Origin of the sequence: Crenobacter luteus (genome assembly GCF_004345725.1) — a bacterium.
Classification (GTDB): domain Bacteria; phylum Pseudomonadota; class Gammaproteobacteria; order Burkholderiales; family Chromobacteriaceae; genus Crenobacter; species Crenobacter luteus.
In genome coordinates, this window is record NZ_SLXG01000009.1 from 87,299 (window position 1) to 97,380 (window position 10,082).

Here is a 10,082-nt window from a genome sequence, read left to right on the forward strand (position 1 = left end):
CTCCTGCGGTTGGCCGGGCGTCGTGCGATAATGCCGCCCCGACCTCGGCCAACCTCGCCATGCTGCCCATCCTGTACGAAGACGATCAGCTGATCGCCATCCACAAGCCGACCGACCTCTTGGTGCACCGCACGGTGCTCGACAAGCACGAGCGCCGCTTCGCGCTGCAGATGCTGCGCGAGCAGATCGGCCAGCGCGTCTACCCGGCGCACCGGCTCGACAAGGGCACCTCGGGCGTGCTCCTGTTCGGCAAAAGCCGCGACGCCGGCCGCGAGCTGTCGTGGCGCTTCGAGCGCCAAGAGGTCGACAAGACCTACCTGGCCGTGGTGCGCGGCTGGCCGGCCGACGCGGGCGAGATCGACCACGCGCTGACGCGCCGCGTCGACGACCTCGAATGGCTAGGCGAGACCGTCAGCGCCGAGCCGCAGGCGGCCGTCACCCGCTACAAGACGCTCGCGACGGTCGAACTGCCGGTAGCGGTCGACCGCTACCCGCAAAGCCGCTACGCGCTGGTCAAGCTAGAGCCGCAAACCGGCCGCCGACACCAGCTGCGCCGGCACCTGAAGCACATCAGCCACCCTATCATCGGCGACGCAACCTACGGCAAGGGCCGCCACAACCGCATGTTCGCCGAGCGCTACGGCAGCGAGCGGATGCTGCTCGCCTGCGTCGAGATGCGCCTCGTGCATCCGTTCACCGACGAGCCCTTGACGCTGACCGCGCCGCTGGCGCCCGAATTCGCCGCCGTCGTCGCCGCGCTAGGCTGGCGCGACGCGGTCGCGCCGCGTTTTTGGCCGGCCTGATTCGCGCTCGCACCGCCCGCCCCCTTTCGCAAAGACCCAGACCCATGCTCAGCTACCGCCACGCCTTCCACGCCGGCAACCACGCCGACGTGCTCAAACACTGGCTGCTCGTCGAGCTCGCCGACTATCTGAACCAGAAGGACAAGCCCTACTGGTACATCGACACCCACGCCGGCGCCGGCTACTACGCGCTCGATTCGGAATACGCGCAGAAGAACGCCGAGTTCGATACCGGCGTCGGCCGGCTGTGGCAGCGCGCCGACGCGCCGGAAACGCTCGCGCACTATCTTTCCATCGTACGCTCGGCCAACCCCGACGGCGCCTTGCGCCATTACCCGGGCTCGCCCGGCTTCGCGCGCGAGGTGCTGCGGCCCGACGACCGGCTGCGCCTGTTCGAGCTGCACCCGAGCGACCACGTCCACCTGAGCGACAACTTCAGGAACGAGCGGCGCGCCCGCGTCGAGAAGGCCGACGGTTTCGCCTTGTTGAAATCGCTGCTGCCGCCGGCGCCGCGCCGCGCGCTGACCTTGATCGACCCGCCGTACGAGGACAAGAAGGACTACCGCCGCGTGGTCGAGACGCTCGAGGAAGCGCTGCGCCGCTTCCCGTCCGGCGTCTACGCGGTGTGGTACCCGCTGTTGCAGCGCCCGGAGGTCAAGGAAATGCGCAAGGCGCTCGCGCGCCTGCCGGCCAAGGGCTGGCTCGACGTGTCGCTGACGGTGCGCACGCCGTCGCGCGACGGCTTCGGCATGCACGGCAGCGGCATGTTCGTGCTCAACCCGCCGTGGACGCTGCCCGGCCGCGTCGAGGCGACGCTGCCCTACCTCGTCAAGGCGCTCGGCGAGGACAAGGGCGCGGCGTTCACGCTCGAACAGCGGATCGCCTGAAGCGAAGGGGCCCCATCGGGGCCCCTTTTTCGTGACGCCGCTCAGCCCTCGGGCAGCGGGATGAACTCGGTCTCGCCGGGCACCGGCGCGAAGCGGCCGTCGCGCCAGTCGGCCTTCGCGAGCTCGATGCGCTCGCGGCGGCTGGAGACGAAGTTCCACCACATCACGCGCCGGCCGTAGCCGACCGTCTCGCCGTCGAGCACCGCGCCGCCCAGCAGCATCAGCCGCGCGCCGCCGGCTGCCTCGACGCGCGGCGTCGCGCCCGGCGCGAGCACCAAGAGCGTCCCGGGCGCGACCGACGCGCCGTCGAGCGTGACCTCGCCCTGCGCGACGTAGAGCGCGCGCTCCGGCGCGGCGTCCGGCACGACGAAGGCGCCGCCCGCCGCGAGCGTCAGCGCCGCGTACAGCGTCGCGCTCTTGACCGCTACCGGCGAACGTCGGCCGAGCAGCTCGCCGATCAACAGGTGCACGTCGGCGCCGCCGTCGCGCCAGCGCGGCAGCAGATCTTCCGGATAGTGGACGAAGGACGGCTCGCCCTCCTCGTCGGCGATCGGCAGCGCGATCCACATCTGGATGCCCTCGACCGTCTCGCCCGTCTCGCGCACGTCGGCCGGGATGCGTTCCGAGTGGACGATGCCGCGCCCGGCGCTCATCAGGTTGACCGCACCCGGCTCGATGCGCTGCACCGAGCCGAGGCTGTCGCGGTGCATCATCGCGCCGGAGAACAGATAGGTGACGGTCGCCAGCCCGATGTGCGGGTGCGGCCTGACGTCGCCGTCGCTCGTGCCGGCGGCGAAGCGCGCCGGCCCCATGTGGTCGAGAAAGACGAAGGGGCCGACCGACTGCGCCTTGACGCTCGGCAGCAGCCTTCTGACCGGAAAACCGATGTCGCGCGCCAGCGCGCGGATCTCGTGCAGCACGGCATTCATGTCCTGCCTCCTTCTTGATGGGAGAACGCCGGCCGCCCGTACGGCGGGCCCGGCCAAGCCTGGGGGAGAAAAAGGGGGGAAGGCCGCGCCCTCCCCCGGTCGCGGCGACTCAGAAGCGACCGGCGCGGAAGTCGTCGAACGCCTGCTCGAGCTCGTCGCGGCTGTTCATCACGAACGGCCCCCACTGCGCGATCGGCTCGTTCAGCGGCCGGCCGGCGACCACCAGCACCCGCGCGCCGCCGGCACTCGCCAGCGCCACGCCGGTGGCGGCCGGGTTCGCGTTCGACAGCACCGCCATCTGGCCGGCGAGCACCTTCTGGCCGCGCCCGCCGACGGCGAGCTCGCCGTCGTGCACGTAGAGAAAGGCGTTGTGCCCGGCCGGGATCGCCGCCTCGTAGCGCGCGCCGGCCGGCAGGCCGACGTCGAGGTAGAGCGGCTGGGTCGCCTCGCGCGTCACCGCGCCGACGGTGCCGTCGGCGACGCCGGCGATCACCTTGACCGTCACGCCGTCGTCGCGCGTCGTCACTGGGATGTCGGCCGCCGGGATGTCGCGGTAGCCGGGCGCGGTCATCTTGTCGCACGCGGGCAGGTTCACCCACAACTGGAAGCCGTGCATCAGGCCGTCCTGCTGCTCGGGCAGCTCGGAGTGGACGATGCCGCGCCCGGCGGTCATCCACTGCACGCCGCCCGGCGCCAACAGGCCCTCGTTGCCGGTGCTGTCGCGGTGACGCATGCGGCCGGCCAGCATGTAGGTGACCGTCTCGAAACCGCGGTGCGGGTGGTCGGGGAAGCCGGCCAGATAGTCGTCCGGGTTGTCCGAGCGGAACTCGTCGAGCATCAGGAAGGGGTCGAGGCGGCGCTGCAGCTCGTGCGTCAACACGCGCTTGAGCTTGACGCCGGCGCCGTCGGACACCGGCACGCCGGCGACGAGACGTTCGACTTCGCGACTGATGAAGGGGGTGCTGCCCATGGTGCTCTCCAGTATCACGTTGCGGGACGACGGCTTACTTGCGGCTGCGCATCGCGTCGAGGCTGAACGCGCCGGCGCCGTGCAGCGTCACCATCAAGAGGCCGCCCGCCATCGCGAGGTTCTTCATGAACATGATGCTTTGCACCTGCTCGGCGAAATTGGTGTGGAAGATCAGCGCCGAGGCGAGCGAGAAACCGGCCAGGAGGAAGGCCGCGATGCGCGCCTGGAAGCCCGCCAGCAGCGCGAGGCCGCCGCCCAGCTCGGTCAGGATCACCAGCGGCAGCAGGAAGCCGGGCACGCCCATCGCCTCCATATAGCCTTGCGTGCCGGCGTAGCCGGCGCCCAGCTTGCCGACGCCGGCGACGATAAAGATCAGCGCCATCAGCGCGCGGGCGACCAGATCGACCAGATTGTTCATGCTTCTCTCCTCGAAGATGGCGTGCGCCCGATGCGCATCGCTGTCGTGAAGCCATTATCGGACGCTATAATCCGATAAAAAAGCGCAAATTTTCCGCCAAAACCATCGAAATATTCGATCAATGAAGCTACCCCGCACCGCCGCTGAACAATGGCGCATCCTGCAGGCCGTGGTCGAAGCCGGCGGTTTCGCGCAGGCGGCCAAGGCGCTACACCGCAGCCAGTCGGCCGTCAGCTACGCGGTCGCCCGGCTGCAGGAGCAGCTCGGCGTGCCGCTGCTCGAACCGCAGGGCCGGCGCATGGTGCTGACCGGCGCCGGCGCCGCGCTGCTGCGCGACGCGATCCCGCTGGTCGACTCGCTGACCCGCCTCGAAGAGCGCGCGCGCGCGCTGACGCAGGGCTGGGAGGCCGAGGTGCGCCTCGCGGTCGACAGCCTGTTCCCGACCGAGCCCTTGTTGTCGGCGCTGTCGGCCTTCGCCGGCCACTGCGCGACCACGCGGCTGCAGCTGATCGAGGTGGTGATGTCCGGCGCCGACGACGCGCTCTACGCCGGCCAGGCCGAGCTGGTGGTCGGTAACCGCGTGCCGGCGGGCTTTCTCGGCGACTGGCTGCTGGACGCCGAGTTCGTCGCCGTCGCCGCGCCGTGCCACCCCTTGTTCGCGCTCGGACGCACCATCGCGCAGGACGACCTGGCCGCGCACACCCAGGTGGTCGTGCGCGACTCGGGCACGCGCGAGCCGCGCGACGAGGGCTGGCTCGGCGCACGGCAGCGCTGGACGGTCGGCAACACCGAAACCTCGATCGCCACCGTCGAGGCCGGCCTCGCCTTCGCGTGGCTGCCGCGCCACCGCATCGCCGCGCAACTGGCCGACGGCCGCCTCGCCCCGCTGCCGCTGGCCAGCGGCCGCCTCCGCCACAGCGCGCTCTACCTGATCTACGCCGATGCTGACGCCGCCGGCCCGGCGACGCGCGAGCTCGGCGGCCAGCTGGCCGAGGCCGCCGCCGCCTGGCGCACGCGGCACGGCTCGGCCGACGTCGCCGCGCCGTGACTGTACCGGCGCGACCGCCGGCACAGTGCGACGCCCGGCGCGGCCACTGTGGCTGCCCCCGCCCCGGGCGCGCGCCTAGACTGGCGGCATCGACCCCGTCAAGGATGCCCGCCATGCCCGACCTGCTGCCGCTCTCGCTCTACATCGCCGCGCTGTCTGTCACGCCCGGCCCGAACAACGTGATGCTAACCGCCTCGGGGGTGAACTTCGGCTTTCGCCGCACCCTGCCGCACATGCTCGGCATCGGCGCCGGCTGTGCGGTGCAGATCCTGCTGGTTGCGCTCGGTCTCGGCTCGCTGTTCGCGCGGCTGCCGTGGCTGCACGACGCGCTGCAGTGGGTCGGCGCCGCCTACCTTGTCTACCTCGCCTGGCGCGTCGCGCGCTCGGGCGCCGTCGAACGCACCCAGAGCGCGCGGCCGCTGAGCTGGCTCGAGGCCGCCGCCTTCCAGTGGGTCAACCCCAAGGCGTGGATTATGGTGATCAGCACCGTCGCGCTCTTCCTACCCGCCGGCGCCACGCCTTGGTCGGCCGGCCTCGCGCTCGCCGCGGTGATGATGGTGGTCAACCTGCCGTGCATCGCGGTGTGGGCGCTGTTCGGCGTATCGCTGGCGCGCTTCCTGACCGACGCGCGTCGCCGGCGCGCGTTCAACGGCGCGATGGCGGCGCTGCTGCTCGCCACCGCGCTGCTCGGCCTGGTCGACAGGCCGGCGCACAGCGCCGATACTGCCGTCATCCACCGCCACGCCAACTAGCCATGTTCCGACTCGACCGCGCCGGCGCCGTGCCGCTGACCGAACAGATCGTCGCCGCGATGAGCGACGACATCGCCAGCGGCCGGCTCGCCGCCGGCAGCCGGCTGCCGTCGATCCGCCAGCTCGCCGACCGGCTCGACGTCAGCCCCTACACGGTGATCAACGCCTACGACCGGCTGGTCGCGCTGGGACGCATCGCGTCGCGCCAGGGCGCCGGCTTCTTCGTCTGCCGCGCCGCGCCCGGGCCCGCCGAGCCGCTCAGGCTCGCCTCCGACGGCGAAATCGACGCGCTGTGGCTGACGCGGCGCATCCTCGAAGCCGACGACAGCCAGATCGCCTGTGGCAGCGGCTTCATGCCGGCCGCCTGGCTGGAGGACACGCTGTCGCCGGCCGCCATCGCCCGCGCGCTGCGCGAGGCCGGCGACGCGCACGCGCACGTACCGGCGCCGCCGCAGGGCCTGCCGGGCCTGCGCGAACAGCTGGCGCTCAAATTGCGTGGCCAGGGCATCCCGGCCGACGCCGGCCGGCTGCTGCTCAGCTACGGCGCGACGCAGGCGATCGACCTCGTCTGCCGCCGCTTCCTCAAGCCCGGCGACGCGGTGATCGTCGAGGAGCCCGGCTACCACGTGCTGTTCGACCGGCTGATCGAGGCCGGCGTGCGGCTGTTGCCGCTGCCGCGCACCCCCGAAGGCCCCGACGTCGAGCGACTCGAGGCGCTGGCGCGCGAACACCGGCCGCGCCTGCTGTTCATGCAGACCGTGCTGCACAACCCGACCGGCTGGGACGCCAGCGCGCCGGTGCTGCACCGGATCCTGACCTTGGCCGAGCGGCACGACTTTCTGATCGGCGAGGACGACGTCTACGGCGACCTGCACCCGGGCGAACCGCTCAGGCTCGCCCAATTGGGCGGTCTCGACCGCGTGATCTATTTCGGCAGCTTCTCCAAGATCCTCAGCCCGGCGATGCGGCTGGGTTACGTGTGCGCGCGGCCGGACATCGTCGAGGCTCTGCTCGGCCAACGCGTCGCCGCGGTGCTGACCGGTTCGCGGCTCGACGAGCTTCTCGTGATGCAGCTGTTGCAGAGCGGGCGCTTCCGCAAGCACGTCGCGCGCGTGCGCGACAAGCTGGCCCGCGCCCGCGCCCGCTCGCTCGCCACCTTGGCCGAGGCCGGCTTCGATACGAGCCACGCCGCCGAGCACGGTCCCTTCCTGTGGCTGCCGCTGCCCTGCGGCGTCGAGGTGGACCCGCTGGTGCGCGACGCCTTCGACAACGGCATCCTGCTCGCGCCGGGGCGGCTGTTCATGCCGCAGGGCGGACCGAGCCGCCACCTGCGCTTCTCGGCCGCCGCCTCCGGCGACGCGCGTTTGATCGACTACTTCCGCGCGCGCTTTTCCGCGCTCGGAGCTTGGCCGGGCCGCGTCGCCTCGCCCCGGCAGCCCTGAGGGCGCGCTGGCCACGCCCCCGCGCCGACAAACGAAAAGCCCCGCCTGAGCGGGGCTTTTTCCGTGGCTCGGCCAACGTTGGCCGAGGCGGCTTACTTGAACAGGCCGCCGATATCGCGCGCCTCCCAGTGCGGGAAGTGCTTGCGCACCAGCGCGTTCAATTCGAGCTCGAAGGCGCGCAGGCGCGACAGCTCGTCGGCGTCGGCCGATTGCGCGTACGCCTCGAGCGCCTTGGCGATCATGCCGGCGCCGGCGGTCGCGTTCGACAGGCGGTCGATCACGATGAAGCTGCCGGTGCCGCGCGAATCGGCGTAGGCGTCGAAGGCGACCGACGCGTTCAGCTCCACCGTCACCAGCGCGATCTCGTTCAGTGCCAGTTGCTCGGCGGCCGATTCGGCCAGGGTGTTGACGTCGACGCGGTGCTCGATCGCTGCGACCTTGCCGGTCACGCTCTTGCCGGCCAGCTTGAAGATGTACTCCTTGCCGACTACCAGCGGCTGCTCGTTCATCCACACCACGTGGGCGCTGAACGCGTTGGACACCGCCGGACGCACTTCGTCGGCGCGCACGATCATGTCGCCGCGCGAGATGTCGATCTCGTCTTCCAGCGTCAGCGTCACCGCCTGACCCGCGAACGCGGACGGCAGCTCGCCGTCGGCGGTCACGATGGCCTTGACGCGGCTCGTCTTGCCCGACGGCAGCGCGACGATGGCGTCGCCCGGTGCGACGCGGCCGGCGACGACGGTGCCGCAGAAGCCGCGGAAGTCGAGGTTCGGACGGTTGACGTACTGCACCGGCAGGCGGAAGGCGTCGACGCCTTCGCTGCGGTCGATGTCGACCGATTCCAACAGCTGCATCAGCGAACCGTCGGTGTGCCACGGCGTACGCTCGCTGACGTTGACGACGTTGTCGCCCTTGAGCGCCGAGATCGGCACGAAGCGGATGTCCGGGATCGACAGGTTCTCGGCGAAGGCGAGGTAGTCCTTCTTGATGTTCTCGAACACCGTCTGGTCGAAGTCGAGCAGGTCCATCTTGTTGACCGCGACGATCACGTGACGGATGCCCAGCAGGCTGACGATGTAGCTGTGGCGACGGGTCTGCGTCTGCACGCCGTAGCGCGCGTCGATCAGGATGATCGCGAGGTCGGAGGTCGACGCGCCGGTCGCCATGTTGCGGGTGTACTGCTCGTGGCCCGGGCAGTCGGCGATGATGAACTTGCGCTTGTCGGTGCTGAAGTAGCGGTAGGCGACGTCGATCGTGATGCCCTGCTCGCGCTCGGCCTGCAGACCGTCGACCAGCAGCGCCAGATCGATCTCTTCGTCGGTGGTGTTGTACTTCTTCGAATCCTTCTGGATCGCGGCCAGATGGTCTTCGAAGATCAGCTTCGAATCGTGCAGCAGGCGGCCGATCAGCGTCGATTTGCCGTCGTCCACGTTACCGCAGGTGATGAAGCGCAGCAGATCCTTGTTCTCGTGCTGCTTGAGGTAGGCCAGGATGTCGCTGGCGATCAGTTCAGACTGGTGGGACATACATCGTTCCATCTACAAGGGGCGGCGCGGACAAACCCACGCCCCGCCCTGAATCCACGGGAAGGCTCGGCCAACGTCGGCCTTAGAAATAGCCTTCCATCTTTTTCTTCTCCATCGACCCGGACGAATCGTGGTCGATCACGCGGCCCTGGCGCTCGGAGGTTTTGGTCAGCAGCATCTCCTGGATGATCTCCGGCAGCGTCGCGGCGGTCGACTCGACCGCGCCGGTCAGCGGGTAGCAGCCCAGCGTGCGGAAGCGCACCGATTTCTTCTGGATGCTGGCCTTCTCCTCGTCGCTCAGATACTGCAGGATGCGCTCGTCGTCGATCATGATCAGCGTGCCGTCGCGCTCGATCACCTCGCGCTCGGCCGAGAAGTACAGCGGCACGATCTCGATATTCTCGAGGAAGATGTATTGCCAGATGTCCAGCTCGGTCCAGTTCGACAGCGGGAAGACGCGGATGCTCTCGCCCTTGTCGATGCGGCTGTTGTAGATGTTCCAGAGTTCCGGACGCTGGTTTTTCGGGTCCCAGCGGTGGTTCTTGTCGCGGAACGAGTACACGCGCTCCTTGGCGCGCGATTTTTCCTCGTCGCGGCGGGCGCCGCCGAAGGCCGCGTCGAACTTGTACTTGTTGAGCGCCTGCTTCAGGCCCTCGGTCTTCATCACGTCGGTATGCTTGGCGCTGCCGGCGGTGAACGGGTTGACGCCGGCGTCCACGCCCTCCTGATTCACGTGCACGATCAGGTCCAGGCCGTACTTCTCGGCCACATGGTCGCGGAAGGCGATCATGTCGCGGAATTTCCACGTGGTGTCCACGTGCATCAGCGGGAAAGGCGGCTTGCCCGGGTAGAACGCCTTCAGGGCCAGATGCAGCATCACCGCCGAATCCTTGCCGATCGAATACAGCATGACCGGATTTTCGAACTCCGCCGCCACTTCCCGAATGATATGGATCGACTCTGCTTCCAACTGCTTGAGGTGAGTCAGCCTCTCTTCGCTGATTTGGATCATCTTTCTGCCAGGCCCTGCGGCCTCTTTTTCCCTAGTGCTGTCTGGCCCGTCAGGATGCCTTCCGGGTCTCGTCCATCCGCTCGCCCACGGCGCGGGCAAGGCTATTCATCAAGGACGTAATCTACCCGAAGCGGGCGACAAATAACAGAACGTAACGGATATAACGATATGACTCTCGCGGCAGGAATAAGCGAGGCCGTCGCAAAGCGACGACGCCCCGAGCATGGGCTCGGGGCGTGGTCTTGAGGGGCGTCTGGCGGTGACCTACTTTCACACGGGAACCCGCACTATC

The 10,082-nt window shown here is 69.3% G+C and carries 10 protein-coding genes; 5 read left to right on the plus strand and 5 right to left on the minus strand.

Features of this window, described 5'->3' with window-relative positions; genetic code table 11:
• Positions 1-59: 59 nt before the first annotated feature.
• Both EV683_RS07450 and EV683_RS07455 read left to right on the plus strand, forming a co-directional pair.
• Positions 60-803 carry a pseudouridine synthase gene (locus tag EV683_RS07450; protein ID WP_131862360.1) on the plus strand — a complete coding sequence of 248 codons (744 nt, stop codon included), beginning with the start codon at positions 60-62 and terminating at the stop codon, positions 801-803.
• A 44-nt stretch (positions 804-847) separates the two neighbouring features.
• Positions 848-1,690, plus strand: coding sequence for a 23S rRNA (adenine(2030)-N(6))-methyltransferase RlmJ (locus tag EV683_RS07455; protein ID WP_131862361.1), 843 nt, complete (start codon positions 848-850; stop codon positions 1,688-1,690).
• Positions 1,691-1,731: 41 nt separating this feature from the next.
• On the opposite strand, the gene EV683_RS07460 is transcribed toward EV683_RS07455, so the two are convergent.
• The 3 genes from EV683_RS07460 to EV683_RS07470 all read right to left on the minus strand — a co-directional run bounded on the left by EV683_RS07460 (position 1,732) and on the right by EV683_RS07470 (position 4,007).
• Complete coding sequence (locus tag EV683_RS07460; RefSeq protein WP_131862362.1) at positions 1,732-2,619, minus strand: pirin family protein; 888 nt, start codon at positions 2,617-2,619, stop codon at positions 1,732-1,734.
• A gap of 109 nt (positions 2,620-2,728) precedes the next feature.
• Positions 2,729-3,589 (minus strand): pirin family protein, encoded by an 861-nt coding sequence (locus EV683_RS07465; RefSeq protein ID WP_131862363.1) that lies wholly within the window; start codon positions 3,587-3,589, stop codon positions 2,729-2,731.
• Between the two features lie 34 nt (positions 3,590-3,623).
• The gene (locus EV683_RS07470; RefSeq protein ID WP_131862364.1) at positions 3,624-4,007 is read right to left on the minus strand and encodes a DoxX family protein; all 384 of its coding nucleotides are present in this window, start codon (positions 4,005-4,007) and stop codon (positions 3,624-3,626) included.
• Positions 4,008-4,128: 121 nt separating this feature from the next.
• On the opposite strand from EV683_RS07470, the gene EV683_RS07475 reads away from it, so the two are divergent.
• The 3 genes from EV683_RS07475 (at position 4,129) to EV683_RS07485 (ending at position 7,249) form a co-directional block, all read left to right on the plus strand.
• Positions 4,129-5,055, plus strand: a complete 927-nt coding sequence (locus tag EV683_RS07475; RefSeq protein WP_131862365.1) for a LysR family transcriptional regulator — start codon at positions 4,129-4,131, stop codon at positions 5,053-5,055.
• Positions 5,056-5,168: 113 nt separating this feature from the next.
• Complete coding sequence (locus EV683_RS07480) at positions 5,169-5,807, plus strand: LysE family translocator (protein ID WP_131862366.1); 639 nt, start codon at positions 5,169-5,171, stop codon at positions 5,805-5,807.
• Between the two features lie 2 nt (positions 5,808-5,809).
• Positions 5,810-7,249 carry an aminotransferase-like domain-containing protein gene (locus EV683_RS07485; RefSeq protein WP_131862367.1) on the plus strand — a complete coding sequence of 480 codons (1,440 nt, stop codon included), beginning with the start codon at positions 5,810-5,812 and terminating at the stop codon, positions 7,247-7,249.
• 92 nt (positions 7,250-7,341) lie between these two features.
• Here EV683_RS07485 and cysN read toward each other — a convergent pair whose 3' ends face one another.
• Both cysN and cysD read right to left on the minus strand, forming a co-directional pair.
• The gene (gene cysN, locus EV683_RS07490) at positions 7,342-8,778 is read right to left on the minus strand and encodes a sulfate adenylyltransferase subunit CysN (protein WP_131862368.1); all 1,437 of its coding nucleotides are present in this window, start codon (positions 8,776-8,778) and stop codon (positions 7,342-7,344) included.
• An 82-nt stretch (positions 8,779-8,860) separates the two neighbouring features.
• Complete coding sequence (gene cysD / locus EV683_RS07495; RefSeq protein WP_331709427.1) at positions 8,861-9,787, minus strand: sulfate adenylyltransferase subunit CysD; 927 nt, start codon at positions 9,785-9,787, stop codon at positions 8,861-8,863.
• Positions 9,788-10,082 lie beyond the last annotated feature (295 nt).